General features: G+C 59.9%; 15 protein-coding genes and 2 pseudogenes. 6 read left to right on the top strand and 11 right to left on the bottom strand.

From position 1 onward, the window contains the following. Positions 1-305 (top strand): annotated as a pseudogene (locus PMI03_RS12520) (carbohydrate kinase); the annotation flags it as partial. Here the strand turns inward: PMI03_RS12520 and PMI03_RS12515 are convergent. Beyond that, complete coding sequence (locus tag PMI03_RS12515) at positions 302-1,198, bottom strand: LysR family transcriptional regulator (protein WP_007693594.1); 897 nt, start codon at positions 1,196-1,198, stop codon at positions 302-304. The pseudogene PMI03_RS12520 and the gene PMI03_RS12515 overlap by 4 nt on opposite strands. A gap of 130 nt (positions 1,199-1,328) precedes the next feature. Here PMI03_RS12515 and PMI03_RS12510 point away from each other — a divergent pair, with 130 nt between their 5' ends. From PMI03_RS12510 to PMI03_RS12500, 3 genes are all read left to right on the top strand, one after another. Then, complete coding sequence (locus PMI03_RS12510; protein ID WP_007693592.1) at positions 1,329-1,946, top strand: glutathione S-transferase family protein; 618 nt, start codon at positions 1,329-1,331, stop codon at positions 1,944-1,946. Between the two features lie 78 nt (positions 1,947-2,024). Then, positions 2,025-2,975 (top strand): pyridoxamine 5'-phosphate oxidase family protein, encoded by a 951-nt coding sequence (locus PMI03_RS12505; protein WP_309574365.1) that lies wholly within the window; start codon positions 2,025-2,027, stop codon positions 2,973-2,975. Positions 2,976-3,250: 275 nt separating this feature from the next. Continuing rightward, a complete protein-coding gene (locus PMI03_RS12500; RefSeq protein ID WP_007693589.1) occupies positions 3,251-4,357 on the top strand; it encodes a branched-chain amino acid ABC transporter substrate-binding protein in 1,107 nt (368 codons plus the stop codon). 81 nt (positions 4,358-4,438) lie between these two features. Here the strand turns inward: PMI03_RS12500 and PMI03_RS12495 are convergent, their stop codons facing one another. The 4 genes from PMI03_RS12495 to PMI03_RS12480 form a co-directional block, all read right to left on the bottom strand. Further along, positions 4,439-5,263: a sugar phosphate isomerase/epimerase gene (locus PMI03_RS12495; RefSeq protein WP_007693588.1), complete on the bottom strand. Its 825-nt coding sequence runs from the start codon at positions 5,261-5,263 to the stop codon at positions 4,439-4,441. Positions 5,264-5,293: 30 nt separating this feature from the next. After that, entirely contained in the window at positions 5,294-6,469 is a 1,176-nt protein-coding gene (locus PMI03_RS12490) for a dihydrodipicolinate synthase family protein (RefSeq protein WP_007693587.1), read from the bottom strand. Between the two features lie 12 nt (positions 6,470-6,481). Further along, the gene (locus PMI03_RS12485) at positions 6,482-7,639 is read right to left on the bottom strand and encodes a Gfo/Idh/MocA family protein (protein WP_007693580.1); all 1,158 of its coding nucleotides are present in this window, start codon (positions 7,637-7,639) and stop codon (positions 6,482-6,484) included. Positions 7,640-7,767: 128 nt separating this feature from the next. Then, positions 7,768-8,475: a TetR/AcrR family transcriptional regulator gene (locus PMI03_RS12480; RefSeq protein WP_007693578.1), complete on the bottom strand. Its 708-nt coding sequence runs from the start codon at positions 8,473-8,475 to the stop codon at positions 7,768-7,770. 292 nt (positions 8,476-8,767) lie between these two features. Here PMI03_RS12480 and PMI03_RS12470 point away from each other — a divergent pair, with 292 nt between their 5' ends. Further along, positions 8,768-9,976: a TIGR03862 family flavoprotein gene (locus tag PMI03_RS12470; RefSeq protein WP_007693576.1), complete on the top strand. Its 1,209-nt coding sequence runs from the start codon at positions 8,768-8,770 to the stop codon at positions 9,974-9,976. A gap of 22 nt (positions 9,977-9,998) precedes the next feature. On the opposite strand, the gene PMI03_RS12465 is transcribed toward PMI03_RS12470, so the two are convergent. From PMI03_RS12465 to PMI03_RS12450, 4 genes are all read right to left on the bottom strand, one after another. Further along, on the bottom strand, positions 9,999-10,952 hold the full coding sequence (locus tag PMI03_RS12465; protein WP_007693574.1) for an NAD(P)-dependent oxidoreductase: 954 nt from the start codon (positions 10,950-10,952) through the stop codon (positions 9,999-10,001). Between the two features lie 315 nt (positions 10,953-11,267). Then, the gene (locus PMI03_RS12460; RefSeq protein ID WP_007693572.1) at positions 11,268-12,299 is read right to left on the bottom strand and encodes an L-idonate 5-dehydrogenase; all 1,032 of its coding nucleotides are present in this window, start codon (positions 12,297-12,299) and stop codon (positions 11,268-11,270) included. A gap of 64 nt (positions 12,300-12,363) precedes the next feature. Beyond that, entirely contained in the window at positions 12,364-13,131 is a 768-nt protein-coding gene (locus PMI03_RS12455; protein ID WP_007693570.1) for an SDR family oxidoreductase, read from the bottom strand. Positions 13,132-13,140: 9 nt separating this feature from the next. After that, positions 13,141-14,346 carry a mandelate racemase/muconate lactonizing enzyme family protein gene (locus PMI03_RS12450; protein ID WP_007693569.1) on the bottom strand — a complete coding sequence of 402 codons (1,206 nt, stop codon included), beginning with the start codon at positions 14,344-14,346 and terminating at the stop codon, positions 13,141-13,143. Between the two features lie 211 nt (positions 14,347-14,557). On the opposite strand from PMI03_RS12450, the gene PMI03_RS12445 reads away from it, so the two are divergent. Next, entirely contained in the window at positions 14,558-15,322 is a 765-nt protein-coding gene (locus tag PMI03_RS12445; protein ID WP_007693568.1) for a GntR family transcriptional regulator, read from the top strand. Between the two features lie 23 nt (positions 15,323-15,345). On the opposite strand, the gene PMI03_RS12440 is transcribed toward PMI03_RS12445, so the two are convergent. Further along, positions 15,346-16,497 carry an ABC transporter ATP-binding protein gene (locus PMI03_RS12440; RefSeq protein WP_007693567.1) on the bottom strand — a complete coding sequence of 384 codons (1,152 nt, stop codon included), beginning with the start codon at positions 16,495-16,497 and terminating at the stop codon, positions 15,346-15,348. Positions 16,498-16,514: 17 nt separating this feature from the next. Continuing rightward, a pseudogene (locus PMI03_RS12435) lies at positions 16,515-16,758 on the bottom strand (carbohydrate ABC transporter permease); the annotation flags it as partial.

Genomic DNA, 16,758 nt, shown 5'->3' with positions numbered 1-16,758 from the left:
GGCTCGCGCCCCCCAGCCTCTATCTGGCATTGATGACGGAAGCCTGCCTCGGCCTGATCGGCGCCAAGGGTCCGATCTTCGTCGAAGGACCTTTCGCCCTCAACCGGGCCTATCTGGCCGCATTATCTTCGCTGACAGGATCCGATGTCGTCGCCCTGCCCGGCTCGACCGGGACCAGCCAGGGTGCCGCGCTGCTGACCAGCATCAGGCCAGCCGCCGCGACGGCGAGCCAGCCTATCCGGGCCGAGCTGCGGGGCCTGCAAGACTACCGCGAGGCTTGGCACACGGCGCTTGCCGACGGCTAAGGAAATGCTGCTCCCGCCCGCAACTGCTCCACGGCAAAATCGACAAAGGCGCGCGTCTTCGCGGAGGCATGCCGGCCCTCGGGATGTACGACATGGATCGGCAGCGGCTCCTCCTCGAAATCCTCCAGAATGACACGCAGCCGGCCTTCGGCGACCGGCTTTGCGATCTGATAGGACAGCGTGCGGGCGAGGCCCCAGCCGCTTGACGCCGCCGAAATCGAGGCTTCGACCGAGTTGCAGAACAAACGCGGGTGGAGAGCAGGAGAGAGCTTGCCCTCGGGGCCAAAATGCCAGTCGAGCGGAGCGGACGATCCGGTGTTTGCAATGATCGTATGGCCTACGAGATCGGCGGGCGTCTCTGGCAGACCATGGCGCTCGAAGTAGGAGGGTGCGCCGCAGACAACGCGGCGCACGGTGCCGACCTTCACGGCATTGTAGCTTGAATCCGGCAGATGGCCGATGCGGATGGCAACATCGATCCCCTCTTCCACCAGATTGACGATACGATCGAACAGCAGCACACGACCGATGACCGCCGGATGCAGGGCCAGAAACGCGGTGACGATGGGCATGATGTAATATTGCCCGAACAGCATCGGCGCCGTGACCGTCAGCATGCCGGAGGGCGTCGCATAGGAGCCGCCGGCCGACGCCTCGGCCTCATCGATATCGCTGAGGATGCGGCGGCAGTCCTCGACATAGTGGCGACCCTGCGCCGTCAGCTTTACCGAACGCGTCGAGCGCAGGAACAACCGCGCGCCGGTCACCTCTTCCAGGAAGGCGATCGCACGGGTCACGACCGGCGGGCTCATGTGCAACTGCCGCGCCGCAGCAGCGAAACTGCCGACATCGGCCACTTTCACCAGCACTTTCATGCATTGCAGCCTGTCCAACTGCGCCTCCTGCCACAATCGAAATTATTTCAAATTATGGAATTGTTTCTTGCTTGCAATCGTACTTCTGTTCTCAGGTGGAAACAATCATGTTTGGCCCGGGTCCACCCCCTCAATCCGGAGACTAAACATGAAGCTCTATTTCCATCCGCTGTCTGGTCATTCCCACCGCGCCCGCCTGTTCCTCTCGTTGATCGGCGTCAATACCGATATCGTTGAGCTCGACCTCTCCAAGGGCGAACACAAGACCCCGGCGTTCTTGGCGCTCAATCCTTTCGGACAGGTTCCTCTGCTGGATGACGACGGCGTCATTATCGCCGACTCCACCGCCATTCTGGTCTATCTCGCCAAAAAATACGCTGAAAAGGGCTGGCTACCGGACGACGCGGTTGGCGCTGCGGCCGTGCAGCGCTGGCTTTCGGTGGCCTCGGGCCAAATCGCCTACGGCCCTTGCGCCGCCCGCCTCGTCACCGTCTTCGGCGCCAAATTCGATGCGGAGGAAGTAATCGCTCGCGCTCATGCCATTCTGACGCTGATCGACGCGGAGCTTGCCAGCCGCCAATGGATCGCGGCCGATCATCCGACGATCGCCGATGTCGCGCTCTACAGCTACATCGCCCGCGCACCAGAGGGCAATGTCGATCGCTTCCGGTATCACAACGTCACCGCCTGGCTTGCCCGCATCGAGGCTTTGCCAGGCTTCTATCCCTTCCAGAAAACCCCAATCGGCATTGCCGACGTGGCCTAAGGCTCGTTGAAAGGTCAGATCATGTTAACCGCCGACAAAGCTGAAGATGTCCCTCCCTGGCATGCCGGGGAAATCGAGTTGCAGAAAACGGTCGGGGTGGCGGAGCGAATGGGCGAAGTCGGCCAGCGCGTGCTGCGCGATCATCTGATCGACCAGCACCGCGACTTCTATCCGCAACTGCCGTTCATTGTGCTCGGCAGTGTCGATGCTCAAGGCGACGTCTGGGCGACGCTGCGGGCCGCCCGTCCGGGCTTTCTGCATAGCCCCGACATCCATACGCTGAGCGTCGACCTTGCCCGTGATCCGGCAGATCCCGCCGATGCGGGCATGGAGGATGGCGATGCCATAGGGATGCTGGGGATCGAGCTTCATACCCGCCGCCGCAATCGCTTAAACGGCACGATCGTCCGACATGGGGACGATGGCTTCGATGTCGCTGTCGGTCAGGCCTATGGCAACTGTCCCAGATATATCCAGCTGCGGGATTTCACCTTCGTCCGCGATCCGTCCGAGGAGACGGATCAACAGGCATGGCATCTGGTCGAACTCGACGCCAAGGCAAAAGAAATGATCGCTGGCGCCGACACCTTTTTCGTTGGCTCCTATGTTGACCGCAAGGATGGGCAAAGACAGGTGGATGTGTCGCATCGCGGCGGCAAAGCAGGGTTTGTGCGTATCGGTGGCGACGGCGTACTGACCATTCCGGATTTTGCCGGCAATCTGTTCTTCAACACGCTCGGCAATATCGTCATCAATCCGAAGGCGGGACTGGTCTTTGCGGATTTCAACAGCGGCGAACTGCTGCAACTCACCGGCGAGGCGGAAGTGATCCTCGATTCGCCGGAAATATCAGCCTTTCAAGGGGCGGAGCGCCTATGGCGCTTCACGCCACGCAAGATCATCCGTCGTCCGGGCACCTTGCCGCTACGCTGGAAATTCCACGAGGACGGCTGGTCGCCCAGTTCCCTGATGACCGGGAGCTGGGACACTGCCCGCAACGGAGCTGATGGCGGTCAAAAGCCGCTCTAACCCGTCAAATTCCAGGGGCGAATCTTTAGTAAGAACTCGCGAAAACGCGTCAAAATTGTCTTCCTCACGGTTATTTTCTTGCGGAATCGTACTAATATTCCTACAGAAACTACCCTTATGAGCGCTTTTGAGGTCAAAAATGTCCGAAAGCGTTCATCGGCCTCGATGTAACTTCCTGTCTCCAATTCAGGGCGCCTTGCGGCAGTTCGCGCGTCATGACAGGCCATTGCGGCGGGTTCAAAGGGCGCTGCCGTGCCCATCCGAGGAGAGAGAAAATGAGTCTGAAGACATTGACGGCTGCGACCTTCGTCGCCTCGCTGGCCTTTGCGCCGCTTGCGCATGCCGATATCACCATCGGCCTGATCGCGCCGCTGACCGGCCCCGTCGCCGCCTATGGCGATCAGGTCAAGAATGGCGCAGAGACCGCCGTTGACGAAATCAACAAGAGCGGTGGCGTTCTCGGCCAGAAGCTCGTCCTGAAGCTCGGCGATGATGCCGGCGATCCGAAGCAGGGCGTCTCCGTTGCCAACGGTTTCGTCGGCGACAGCATTCGTTTCGTCGTTGGTCCTGTGACCTCGGGCGTCGCCATTCCGGTTTCGTACGCACTCTCTGAAAACGGCATCCTGATGGTGACGCCGACTGCGACCGCTCCGGACCTGACCAATCGCGGCCTCACCAACATCCTGCGCACCTGCGGCCGCGATGACCAGCAGGCCACCGTCGCAGCCGACTACGTGGTGAAGAACTTCAAGGACAAGAAGATCGCCATCCTCAACGACAAGGGCGCCTACGGCAAGGGCCTGGCGGACGCCTTCAAGGCCACCCTCAACAAGGGCGGCGTGACGGAGGTCATCAACGATTCCCTGACCCCGGGCGAAAAGGACTACAGCGCGCTGACAGCAAAACTGAAACAGGCCGGTGTCGACGTGATCTATTTCGGTGGCTATCACCCGGAAGCCGGTCTGCTTGCCCGCCAGCTGAAGGACATCTCCGTCAAGGCGACGATCATCGGCGGCGACGGCCTGTCCAACAGCGAATATTGGGCGATCGCCAATGAGGCCGCTGCCGGTACGATCTTCACCAATGCGTCCGACGCCCTGAAGAACCCGGATTCGCAGAGCGCCGTCGCTGCCCTGAAGGCACGCAACATTCCGGCGGAAGCCTTTACGCTCAACGCCTATGCCGCCGTGCAGGTGCTGAAAGCCGGCATCGAAAAGGCTGGCAAGGCCGACGACGCGGAAGCTGTTGGCACCGCCCTAAAGACCGGCGAACCGATCGACACCGCCATCGGCAAAGTCACCTACGGCGAAACCGGCGACCTCACCTCGCAGAGCTTCTCGCTCTTCAAGTGGGAAGGTGGCAAGATCGTTTCGGCCGAATAAGCCGTCTCAATCACGTCTTCAATATTTGCCGGGCCAGAAGTGGCCCGGTATTTTTATGTTTTTCGATACTTATAGCTCGCGTTAGCAAACGGTGCGGAAACGATCAACGCAGGTGGAGAGCACCTCTTCGCCTGGCCTTTTCCACCAGTTCGCTTCCGAGAAGATTTCCACCTCCTGTGCGCCGAGAAAGCCGGCTTTCTCGATGGCGGCGCGGATGCGCTTCAGGTCGATGACGCCGTCGCCCATCATGCCGCGATCGAGCAGAAGGTCCGTGGTCGGCACCAGCCAATCGCAGATATGGTGCGCCAGGATCTGGCCATTGGCGCCAGCACGGGCGATCTGCTCGTAAAGTTTCGGATCCCACCAGACGTGATAGACGTCGATGGCAACGCCGACGCCCTCACCCAAAACATCGCAAATGTCGAGCGCCTGTTCCAGCGTGTTCACGCAAGCGCGGTCGGCGGCATACATCGGATGCAGCGGCTCGATCGCCAGGGGAATGCCGGCACAGCGGGCATGCGGCAGGATTGTCGCGATGCCATCGGCCACCATTTCCCGGGCTTGGCCGATGTCTTTCGACCCCTTGGGCAGGCCGCCGACGACAAGCACAAGGCAATCGGCGTTCAGCGCCGCCGCCTCGTCGATCGCCCGCTTGTTGTCGTCGATCGCAGCCTTCAAACCCTCGGCATCGGCCGCCGGAAACATGCCGCCACGGCAAAGGCCAGTCACCTGCAGCCGGTTATCAGCCACGATCTTTGCAGCCTCGGAAAGGCCGATCTTATGCACCTGATCGCGCCAGGGCGCGATCGCGACAATATCCTGCTTCAGGCAGGCCTCGACCGCCTGGCGCATGTCATATTGCTGGCGCACGGTCGCAAGATTGATGGAAAGGCCCGATATAGCCATTCTGATGATCCTCCCAGATCCTGTCCTCGACTAGGCGACGCCGACCGTTGCAAGGATCGTCTTCATCCGTTGCACGGCAAGATCCGGATCCCTGAGGACCCGCGCCGTATCCGCCAAGCGGAAGAGTTCCGAAAGATGCACGATGGAGCGCGTACTCTGCTGGCCGCCCAGCATCTGGAAATGATCCTGGAAACCGTTGAGATAGGCGAGGAAGACGACGCCGGTCTTGTAGAAGCGGGTCGGCGCCTTGAAGATGTGGCGCGACAGCGGGACCGTCGGCGCCAGTATCCGGTGAAAGGCATCGAGATCGTTCTGCGCGAGCTTGGACAAAGCCGCACTTGCCGCCGGCGCAATGGCGTCGAAGATGCCGAGCAGCGCGTGCGAATAGCCCTGGCTGTCACCGGCGATCAATTCGGCATAGTTGAAATCGTCGCCGGTATACATCTTGACTGAGGGATCAAGGCGGCGGCGCATGACGATCTCTTTTTCGGCCGACAGCAGCGAGATCTTGACGCCATCCACCTTGGAGGCGTTGTCGTTGATGATGGCGACCGCCGTCTCCATGGCGCGCATATCGTCGGACGAGCCCCAATAGCCCGCCAGCGCCGGATCGAACATCGAGCCAAGCCAGTGGATCATCACCGGTTGCTTCACCTGTCCGAGAATGCGGTTATAGACGCGGATATAGTCATCCGGCCCCTTGGCGGCGGCGGCAAGCGCACGACTCGCCATCAGGATGATGCGTCCGCCCTGCCCCTCGACGAAGGCAACCTGTTCTTCATAGGCCCGGATGACGTCATCGATGGTAACGTCGGGACCGGGAGCGAGATGATCTGTCCCGGCGCCATAGGCGATCAGCGCGTCCGAACGATTACGGGCGGCCGACTGTGCGTGGGTGATCAGCTCCTTGGCGCCGGTCCAGTCGAGGCCCATGCCGCGCTGCGCCGTGTCCATGGCTTCCGCCACGCCGAGACCGAGATCCCAGAGATATTCGCGAAATGCGATCGTGCGTTCCCAATCGATATTCCGGTCGAGCCAAGGATCGTTATCGGCGAGCGGATCGACGACGACATGGGCGGCCGCATAGGCGACGCGATTGAACAGATGGCCACCGGCCGGACGCTCCGGCGGGCTGAGCGGCGTGTTGACGACGGTAAAATCGGCAAGCTTGCCGTCAGCCGTGGGCAAACGAAGGGTCTTGGTCATGATCTCGACCTCCTAGCGCGCGGCAAGCGTGGGAACGTCGATCCAGCGACGCTCGACCCAACTCTTCTGAGCAAGTTCGGCGAGCTGAACGCCCTTGGCACCTTCACGAAGCGTGAATTTCCACGGCGCATCCTCGGCGACATGGCGCAGGAAGCCCTCCCACTGCGCCTTGAAGCCATTGTCGAAGACCTGTGTGTCCGGCACTTCGTCCCAGGTGTCGAAAAAATTGATCGTCTGTGGCTGATCCGGATTCCACACCGGCTTCGGCGTGTTGACGCGATGCTGCGTCCAGCAGCGCATCAGGCCACAGACCGCAGAGCCATGCGTACCGTCGACCTGGAAAGTGACGAGATCGTCACGGCGCACGCGCACGGCCCAGGAGGAATTGATGTGGGCGACGATGCCGCCCTCGAGCTCGAAGGTGGCATAGGCAGAATCGTCGGCATCGGCGATGTAGGTATTGCCATTTTCGTCAACGCGGCTTGGAATATGCGTCGCGCCGTAGCAGCTCACGGCTTTGACCTCGCCGAAGAGATTGTCGAGCACATAGCGCCAATGCGGCAGCATATCGAGGATCATGCCGCCGCCCTCGGCCTTGCGGTAATTCCACGATGGCCGCTGCGCCTTCACGCCCCAATCACCTTCAAAGACCCAATAGCCGAACTCGCCGCGCACCGAGAGGATCTTGCCGAAAAAGCCGCTGTCACGCAGCATGGCGATCTTGCGAAGACCGGGCAGGAAGAGCTTGTCCTGCACCACGCCGTTCTTGATGCCACGCCGTTCTGCCGAGACGGCAACCGACAGCGCCTCGTCCAGCGTCTCAGAAATCGGCTTTTCACAATAGACATGCTTGCCGGCGGCAATCGCCCGCTCCAGCAGGGAGACACGCATCTGCGTCGAGCCGGCGTCGAAGAAGATCGTGTTGTTCGGATCGGCAAGCGCGGCATCGAGGTCAGTGGTCGTCTTGGCGACACCGTGCTTGCGGGCAATCTCCGCGATCTTCTCGGCGTTGCGGCCGACAAGGATCGGTTCGGGCATCAATCTGTCGCCGTTTGCGAGCTGCACGCCGCCTTGATCGCGGATCGCCAGGATCGAACGCACCAGATGCTGATTGTACCCCATGCGGCCGGTAATGCCGTGCATGATGATGCCGATCGGCTTTGTCGCCATAAGTCATTCCTCCCGTAAATAACTATATAGTTACATGACTGACACGACAATGCGGCTCTGTCAACGATCGTCGTCAGCGATCGCGACGGCAATTATGCAGATTTTCTTGAATTGGCCGATCCGGGCTCTCAGGGGCGCAGATAGGCGAAGATGACCTCGATGATATGCTCGCCCCAGGCATCGATTTCCGATTTTTCGGAGAGGTTTCGCTGAAAGATCGTCGACAGCGTCCAGCGGTTCGTCAGAAAGAAGGAGCCAAGCGCCGCAATGCTCATATAGATCTTGACGGGATCGCAGCCAGACCGGAAATCGCCGGTGGCAACGCCACGGTCGAGCAGACCGGAAATCTCCGCGACCAACGGCGAATGCAGCTCGAAAATTCGGGCCGAGCGCTTCAGGAAGCGGGCCTTCTGCATATTCTCCGTGCTGAGAATGCCGAGGAATTCCGGGTGATCCAGAAAATATTTCCACGTGAAAACAACCAGCTCCCGCATGCCCTCGCTGGGGCTGCGATGCGAGAGATCAAGCCTTGCTTCCGCCGAACGGATAGCAACGTAGCTGCCTTCGAGGACAGCGACATAGAGCGCGTCCTTGCCGCCGAAATAGTGATAGAGCATGCGCTTGTTGATCTTGGCGCGCTCGGCAATGGCATCGACACGGGCGCCGCCATAGCCGCGCTCGGCAAACTCCTTGGTCGCCGCCGCCAGGATCGCCTTGCTGGTGCGCTCGGCATCCCGAAGCCGTGGCCGCTCTACGGGCGCACTCGACACCGCCTGATCGGCGACTTCGATATCAACGCTCTTCGATCTGCTCTTTGCGGTTTTGGCTTCAGACATCAAGGTTCCCGGCTACATTCGGCAAGGCCGATGCGGCCTTCTCGTCACCGACAAGTACCCGATCATCGCGCAAGTTGACAGCCTCTCGGAAATCGGGGACCTGAGTAACTACATGGTTATATAAATTTATCCAGCCTAGCATGGTCGCGAAAGCGCCGTAGCCTGCCGGGTCCTTGCTATCCAAATCAGCGCATCCACCTCACGGGCAAGCTATCCCGAACAGCAAAACCACCTTGCTTTCGCTGGCTGCACGGCCCAAGAGAACAAAAATGAACCAGCGTCGGACGGCTCCATGACAGATAAACAAATCGCGATCATCGGTGGCGGGCCAGCCGGTCTGATGGCGGCTGAGGTGCTGTCTTTTTCCGGCCATCAGGTCACCGTCTATGACAGCATGCCGACGGTTGCGCGCAAATTCCTGCTGGCGGGGAAATCCGGCCTCAACATCACCCATTCCGAGGATTTTGCCCGCTTTGCCAATCGCTTCGGCTCTGCCTCCGAACGGCTGCGCCCTGCCCTTGAAGCCTTCACGCCCGACGATATCACGGACTGGGCAGCAGGGCTCGGCACGGAGACATTCACCGGCACCTCGGGCCGCGTCTTTCCGAAAGCCATGAAAGCTTCGCCGCTGCTGCGCGCCTGGCTTGGCAGGCTGGAGGCGCAAGGCGTCAGGATTTTGACGCGGCATCGCTGGTCGGGCTTCGCGAAAGACGGCTTCATCTTCGAGACACCGAAAGGCCGTGAGACTATCCGATGCGACGCCGCTCTGCTCGCACTCGGCGGTGCCAGCTATCCGCGGCTCGGTTCGGACGCCGGTTGGACCGCTTTGCTACGAGATAAAGGCGTCGACATCGGCGATTTCCGATCCGCCAATTGTGGCTTCGACGTCGCTTGGAGCACGGTTTTCAAGGAGCGTTTCGCCGGCGTGCCGCTGAAGGCGGTCACGGCGACATCCGATACCGGGACCTTTCCCGGCGAATTTGTCATTTCCCAACACGGCATCGAAGGCAGCCTTGTCTACGCGCACGCCGCCAGCCTGCGCGACCGGCTTGTCGGCGACGGCAAGGCCGCACTGCTGGTCGACCTCGCGCCCGGCAGGACGATGGAGCGGCTGTCGCGCGACCTCGCGCGGCAGGATGCAAAGGCCAGCCTCTCCAATCGCCTGCGCAAAGGCGCGGGGATCGAAGGCGTCAAGGCAGCGTTGCTGCGGGAGCTAGCTCCTCCCGCCACGCTTGCAGATTCGGTGCAGCTATCGCGGCTGATCAAGACCCTGCCGATCTCGCTGCTGCGGCCACGCCCCATCGCCGAGGCCATCTCCTCGGCCGGCGGCATCCGCTGGGACGGTATCGACGACGGATTTATGTTGAAAGCCCTTCCCGGCGTGTTTGTCGCCGGGGAGATGCTCGACTGGGAAGCGCCGACCGGCGGCTATCTTCTCACCGCCTGCTTCGCCAGCGGACGTGCAGCGGCAAGAGGAATGGAAGCCTGGCTGCGGCGATAGCCTCCTCGATAGGCGAGCGCCGCTACCCAATCCGCCCATTCGCCATCAGCCACGCCACCGATTCCTGCACGGCCTGCAGCGAGGTATAGCGCGGCGCATAGCCAAGAAGACGTTCGGCCTTGGCGATCGAGCAATTCGGACTGCGGGCGATATGCTCCCAGGTCGCCGTCGCATCCTCCGGCGTCTGGCCTTCTGCCCACTTGTCATAGGCAAGAAATTCCAGCTTCGGTTCGTGGCCGAACCAGCGTGACATCGCTTCGGCATAGCCTCTGAGCGTCAGCGCACCGCCCGAGACCGCATGAAAGCTCTCGCCCGTCGAGACCCGCCAATTGGCAATCGCGCCCATGAACATCTGGGCGACATCGTCAGCATGGACATGGTGGACCGTTTCCAAGCCGAAATTCGGCAATGCGAGCGTTTTGCCGTGCGCCAACGTCGAAAAGACTGAGAGATTGAAATGACCGGCCGGGTTGAGCGGCGCCCAGCCGGGGCCGACGATATGGCCGGGATGGATCAGCGTGGCCGGAAAGCCCTTGCTGCGCGCCTCCGCCAGTAGATAGGTCTCGATGGCGGCTTTTTGGATTCCGTATTCACCGAACGGCCGCTTCGGCGCTTCCTCAAGTGTCGGCACTATGGTGGGGTAACCGTGCGTCCAGATGGTGCCCGTATGCAGGAAATGGCCGACATGGCCAGTGAGCGCTTCCGCCAGATGTTTGGCGCTCTCCAAGGTGAAACAGATCATGTCGATGACGATATCGGCCTTCAGCGCGCGGATCGCTGGCCCGAAACTGCCGTCCTTCTCCATAGCACCACGATCCATCGTCAACTGTTCGACATCATCCCAAGCCCGGTTCGGCGAATAGGGTTTCGCCTGGCCACGGCTGATCGTAACCACCTCATGTCCAGCCTCGACCAGTCGCGGCACGAGATAAGTGCCGACATGACCTGTCGCTCCAATGACCACTGCGCGCGTCATGATGTCCTCCCAGGGATATTATCTAAATTGGATGATGCCGAAATCCGGAATGAAGAAAATGATTGTCCCTAAAGAATAGGGGCATGTTCCGCCTTGTCATCCCCGAACGGAAGAAGATGGCATCTTTCTTAACGTTATCTGCTTCTACCTCCTAAGCCCGCACCGACTGCCGGCGCAGATGCTCCGATGGCAACGGAGGCCCGATCAGAACAGCCGACAGCATGAACGTACCGAACTTCGCGGCAAATTCTCCATTCGTTCAACGGAAAAACCCGCCGAGGAGCGAACCACCACTTTGCTCTTCTCACCTGATAGTCAGAAAGACAGCTGAACCTTCATTGCCCTGGTTTTGTCGGACGCCAGCTGGAAGGCTGCATCAGCCTCTTCGAAGGGAAGCGTATTGGTGATCAGCGGCTTGACGTCGATAAGCTTGCGGCCCATCAGATCGACTGCAAGCTGGAATTCCTCATCGAAACGGAATGTGCCGCGCAACTGCAATTCCTTGGTCACGATCATATTGATGGGAATGCTGATATCACCACCCAAACCCAGCTGGATAATGATGCCGCCTGCCCGGATTGCCGGTAAAGCGCCGTTGAGTGCGGCCTGATTGCCCGATGCTTCGAATAGAACATCGAATGTCCCTTTGCCTTTCTTATAAGGTTCGAGGGCGTCGGGGTCCCTAGATGTGTTGATGGTCTTGCTGGCGCCGAGCGCCGCGACCGTCTGCAGTGCAAAATCGCCAATGTCGGTTGCGACGACTTCCCTGGCGCCGCTATAGCGCGCAACCAAGACAGCCAAAGACCCGATGGGACCGGCGCCAGTGACAAGAACACGTTTGCCCATCAGGGATCCGGCCTGTTTGGCCGCATGCAGGCAGACGGCGAGCGGCTCCGCCACGGCTGCTTCGGCCATGGTGACACTGGCGGCAATCGGGATTGCCTGGGTGGCGCTGACGGTGATGTTCTGCCTGAAGCCGCCCTGCGCATGCGGCATTCGCATGGCGCTCCCCATGAACTGCATGTCGAGGCACTGATTATGGGCACCCTGCAGGCAATATTCGCAGCGATGGCACGGGCCGCTCGGATTGACCGCGACGCGCATGCCGGGAACCAGATGCGAGACGCTGCTGCCTACCTCTTCGATGGTTCCCGCGATCTCATGGCCAAGCGCCATCGGCTGCTTGAGACGGATCAGGCCGGTGCCGCCATGGTGATAATAGTGAAGATCGGATCCGCAAATCCCGCCGGCATTGATGCGGATGCGAACTTGATCGGGGCCAGGCTTGACCACCTCGATCGGTTCGATCCTCAGATCCTTGGGCGCATGCAATATGACGCCACGCATGGCGACCTCCCGCTGATGAGAACACGCATCGACTGAAGCGCGTCCATTAATTTCGGTGTGAACTTCAAAGGACGGACAGCATCCCGCCATCGACATATATGATTTGGCCGTTGACATAGCCGGATGCTTCGGATGCCAGGAAAACGGCCGTCCCGATAAGTTCTTCCGGTCGGCCCCAACGCTTGGCCGGGGTACGACCCTTCACCCAGGCATCGAATTGCGGATTGTTGACCAATGCTTCGTTCATATCGGTAAGCATATAGCCCGGGCCGATCGCATTGGCCTGCACGCCATGTTCTGCCCACTCAGCCGCCATTGCCCGGGTCAACATCTTGATGCCGCCCTTTGCAACGGTATAGGGAGCAACGGTCGCGCGCGCCAGTTCGCTCGTCAGCGAGCCGATATTGATGATCTTGCCATGGCCGCGGCCTATCATCCGCTTGGCAGCCTCGCGACCGATCACGAAAGCGCTGGTCAGATTGGTGTCGATGACCTTCTGCCATTCGGGCGTCGTCAGTTCCACCATCGGCTTGCGCAACTGAATGCCGGCATTGTTGACGAGGATATCGATCGCAAGACCCTCTTCGTCAAACCGTTCGAAAGCCGCAACGATGGCGGCTTCGTCGGTGATGTCGAATGGCGCCTCATCCACGGTGAGCCCTTCGGCTCGCAGCTCGGCGGCAGCCTTTGAAAGCCTGCCGGCATCGGAGCCGTTGAGGACGAGGCGAGCACCGGCAGCACCCAGGCCGCTGGCAATCGCGCGTCCAAGGCCGCGCGATGAACCCGTCACCAATGCGGTCTTGCCGCTCAGATCGAAAAGTTTGGCTGACATGATTATTCCTCAGGCTTGCGAATTGCGAACGACGAGGTCGGACCGCTCGAATACTGCCGGCAGCAGATCGACGCCAAGCCCCGGCCCTTCCATCGGATAGACATAGCCGTTTTCGATGCGCGGCACAGCGGTCACCAGTTCCTTGTACCAGCCGGTGTAAAAGGCCCGGACCGATTCCTGGATCAATGTATTCGGCTGGCTGAACGACATGTGGACGGCGGCGACAAAACCGACAGGTCCAATGCAGTCGTGCGGTGCAAACGGCCGATGGTAGGTTTCCGCCATCGAGGCGATCTTGCGGCCTTCCGTCAGCCCGCCCGTCCAGCACAGATCAACCATGACGACATGGGCGGCATCGCGATCGAGCATATCCTTGTAGGGGAAACGCGAACCGAGCGTCTCGCTGGCGCAGACCCAGACATCCGTCGAGCGGGCATATTCGGCCAGCGCCTGCGGTGAGTTCATTCGGATCGGATCCTCATACCACATGGGGGCATAGGGCTCGAGCGCACGGGCAATCTTCATCGCGGTCGGCAGGTTCCACAGCGAATGGAACTCAACCATGATATCCATCTTGTCGCCGACGGCCTTGCGGATCTGTTCGAAAGGCCGCATGGCCTGCTTCATCTGCTCGGCCGAGATGTAGAGACCATGGTTCTCGATAGCCGCAGGATCGAACGGCCAAATCTTCATCGCGTTGATGCCGCTTTCCAGCAGATTTTCGGCCAATGCGCCCGCATCGGTCATGAAGCCTTCCAGGTCCTCATAGGGACCGGCCGCTTCGCTCTTACTGAAATTCCAGTTCGAAACCGGCTTGATATTGTTGGAGCGCACATAGCCATAGCCGGCACAGGTATTGTAGATACGCAGCTTGTCGCGGCAGACGCCGCCCAGCATCTGGTGTACCGGGAGTTCGCAGACCTTTCCGAACAGGTCCCAAAGCGCGATATCGATTGCCGAGGCCGCCCGATACTCGACGCCTGTCGACGATTGCGCCATCGGCAGGTTGAGCATTTCCTTATGCAGCGCTTCGATATGAAGCGGATTCTTGCCAATCAGGCGGACAGACAGCGTGTCGTGGATATGGGCCTCGACGGCACCGGCGCCATAGAAGGTCTCGCCAAGCCCGATAATGCCGGCGTCCGTGTGAATGCGAACCCACAGGACATTGGCAAATTCCAAAGTCCGCAGGGTCTCGATGCGCGTAATAATCAAGGGATACTCCTCCTCGGCTTGAGCGACAGAGCCTGGCCGCTCTTCTCCACCAGCTTCATGCATTAACCCACCGGGGACCTCACCAACGCCCTCCCCGATCAAGCTCATACAGCATATTTCGCTTTGTAAAATATCACAACATTTTTTGAAATAATTTTTTGCGTTCCGGCCGTTAGACGTTATGCTGAGGCAAAGAGTTTGGGATGATGGAATGGCCGGAAAACGCAAACAGCTCAAAGTGGTCGAGAAGGTGGAGCCGACCAGCCCATCGAAGCGACGCAACTCCGTCAACCTCGTCGAATTGGCCTATGAGCAGCTTGAGAACCGGATTATCAGCTGCGAACTGAAGCCCGGCAGTTTTCTGGCAATCCAGGATCTGGTCGATATTACCGGTTTCAGCCGCACGCCGGTGCATCAGGCGGTGAGCAAGCTTGCGGCCGACACGCTGGTCATTATCCATCCACGGCAGGGCCTGCAGATTGCGCCGATTGACCTTGCGCGGGAGCGAATGCTTCTGCGGTTGCGCCGCGATCTCGAGCGTTTCGTGGTCACGCTTGCCTCGGAACATTCGACCGCAACGCACCGTTCGCAGATGATGCACATAACGCGCGTCCTTCAGGAACAGCGCGAGACGATGACCATAGGCGACTTCAACGTCTTTGACCGGCGGATCGACAAGTTGATCCTGCTCGCTGCCGGCGAACCCTTTCTCGAACATACGCTGCGCCCGCTCCACACGCTGTTTCGCCGTATAGGACTGATTCATCACACCAATATCGGCGGTGCAGAGAGCCTTGCCGGGACGATCGACACGCATATCGCCGTTCTGGAAGCGATCGCCAAACGCAACGTGACACAGGCTGTCGAAGCCTCCGATGCGCTGATCGGCTTTGTGGACGGCATGTTTGACACGATCGAGCGCAAGATCGACCCATCGATATTGGACAGCAGTCTGGAGTCCCTGGTTGCTTCGTAGCGACAACAAGGATGTCAGCGCCCCTATCGAAGGCGCTGACCGGAGGCGGCTGAAAACACCACAGCTTCCGCCAGATTAAGAACCAGGCTGACGGCATCGCCCGCCTTGAGAGACGTGTAACCCGGCTGGGTTACCATGACCGCATCAAGTTCGCCGTCTTCCCGGTGTACTGTCTTTGCCCCATCGAGCTTGACGGCAATAATGGATTCGGCACCGATGTGCTCGACCATGGTCACTGATCCGGAAATACCATGTTCATCGATAGCGCCGCTGATCGTAATGGCGTTAGGGCGAATACCCAGAAGCACCTTGCCTTGCTCTTTTGCCGCAGCCGAGGCAAGTGTGGCGGGCAGCCCGACATTCGTCTGACCGATCTGTCCGCTCCGGTCCATCTCGATCAGGTTCATCGGCGGCGTGCCGATGAAGCGCGCGACGTAGACGTTTGCCGGATCTGTATAGATCTCGCGTGACGAACCGAATTGCTGGACGACGCCATCCCGCATCAATGCGATCTTCGTGCCCATCGTCATCGCCTCCACCTGGTCGTGGGTCACGTAGACGAAGGTGCCGCCGATTTCCTGATGAAGCTTGGAGATTTCCGCGCGCATCGAGGTTCGCAGCTTTGCATCGAGATTGGACAGAGGCTCATCCATCAGGAACACTTCCGGCTGTCTGACCATCGCCCGGCCGAGTGCGACGCGCTGACGTTGCCCACCGGAAAGTGTCCTTGGGAATTGCTCCAACATCGGCGTCAAGGCGAGGATCTTTGCCGTTCGGTCGACAAGGCCTTTGACCTCGGCGGAGCCTTCGATCTTGCGTTTGGCCCAGGAACCGATGATCGGCAGGTGATACCACCAGCGGAACTGCTTCATGAGCAGGGGAAACGTAATGTTGCGGCGAACGTTCAGATGCGGATAAAGCGCGTAGGACTGGAAGACGAATGCCATGTCACGCTCGCTCGGCGGCAGATTGTCCACCCGCCGTTCGTCCAGCAATATCTGGCCGCCCGATATGGTTTCAAGCCCGGCCAGCATGCGCAGCAACGTCGATTTTCCGCAGCCGGACGGTCCAAGCAGCACGAGGAATTCGCCGTCGGCCACCTCGAAATCGATGTTCTTGATGACTTCCTTGGCGCCAAAGCTCTTGGTGATGCTGTCGAATTTGATGGATGACATTGATTTCAGACCTTATCTCAGCCCTTGACGCTTCCAGCGGTCATGCCGGCGACGACATAGCGCTGAACGAGCAGGTAAAATAATACGGCGGGGAGCGTGTAGATGACGCCGACCGCCATCACCGCATGAACAGGGGTTGAAAGTTCCCCCACGAAACCGGCAAGGCCAACCGAGGCCGTGTGCAAGCTCTCGCTGCTGACCAGCGTCTGCGCAAACACGTACTCGTTCCAACCGTGGAAAAACGCGATCACGGCGGCCGCC

It is taken from the genome of Rhizobium sp. AP16, assembly GCF_000281735.1.
In the GTDB taxonomy this organism is placed as follows: domain Bacteria; phylum Pseudomonadota; class Alphaproteobacteria; order Rhizobiales; family Rhizobiaceae; genus Rhizobium; species Rhizobium rhizogenes.
The sequence above is the reverse complement of the archived record's forward strand: the minus strand, read 5'-3'. Positions and strand labels throughout refer to the sequence as shown.

Coding starts and splice junctions, on each gene's coding strand:
- PMI03_RS12510 (WP_007693592.1), top strand. CDS start 1,329: ATGAAGCTCTATTTCCATCCGCTGTCTGGTCATTCCCACCGCGCCCGC.
- PMI03_RS12500 (WP_007693589.1), top strand. CDS start 3,251: ATGAGTCTGAAGACATTGACGGCTGCGACCTTCGTCGCCTCGCTGGCC.
- PMI03_RS12495 (WP_007693588.1), bottom strand. CDS start 5,263: ATGGCTATATCGGGCCTTTCCATCAATCTTGCGACCGTGCGCCAGCAA.
- PMI03_RS12490 (WP_007693587.1), bottom strand. CDS start 6,469: ATGACCAAGACCCTTCGTTTGCCCACGGCTGACGGCAAGCTTGCCGAT.
- PMI03_RS12485 (WP_007693580.1), bottom strand. CDS start 7,639: ATGGCGACAAAGCCGATCGGCATCATCATGCACGGCATTACCGGCCGC.
- PMI03_RS12480 (WP_007693578.1), bottom strand. CDS start 8,475: ATGTCTGAAGCCAAAACCGCAAAGAGCAGATCGAAGAGCGTTGATATC.
- PMI03_RS12470 (WP_007693576.1), top strand. CDS start 8,768: ATGACAGATAAACAAATCGCGATCATCGGTGGCGGGCCAGCCGGTCTG.
- PMI03_RS12465 (WP_007693574.1), bottom strand. CDS start 10,952: ATGACGCGCGCAGTGGTCATTGGAGCGACAGGTCATGTCGGCACTTAT.
- PMI03_RS12460 (WP_007693572.1), bottom strand. CDS start 12,299: ATGCGTGGCGTCATATTGCATGCGCCCAAGGATCTGAGGATCGAACCG.
- PMI03_RS12455 (WP_007693570.1), bottom strand. CDS start 13,131: ATGTCAGCCAAACTTTTCGATCTGAGCGGCAAGACCGCATTGGTGACG.
- PMI03_RS12445 (WP_007693568.1), top strand. CDS start 14,558: ATGGCCGGAAAACGCAAACAGCTCAAAGTGGTCGAGAAGGTGGAGCCG.
- PMI03_RS12440 (WP_007693567.1), bottom strand. CDS start 16,497: ATGTCATCCATCAAATTCGACAGCATCACCAAGAGCTTTGGCGCCAAG.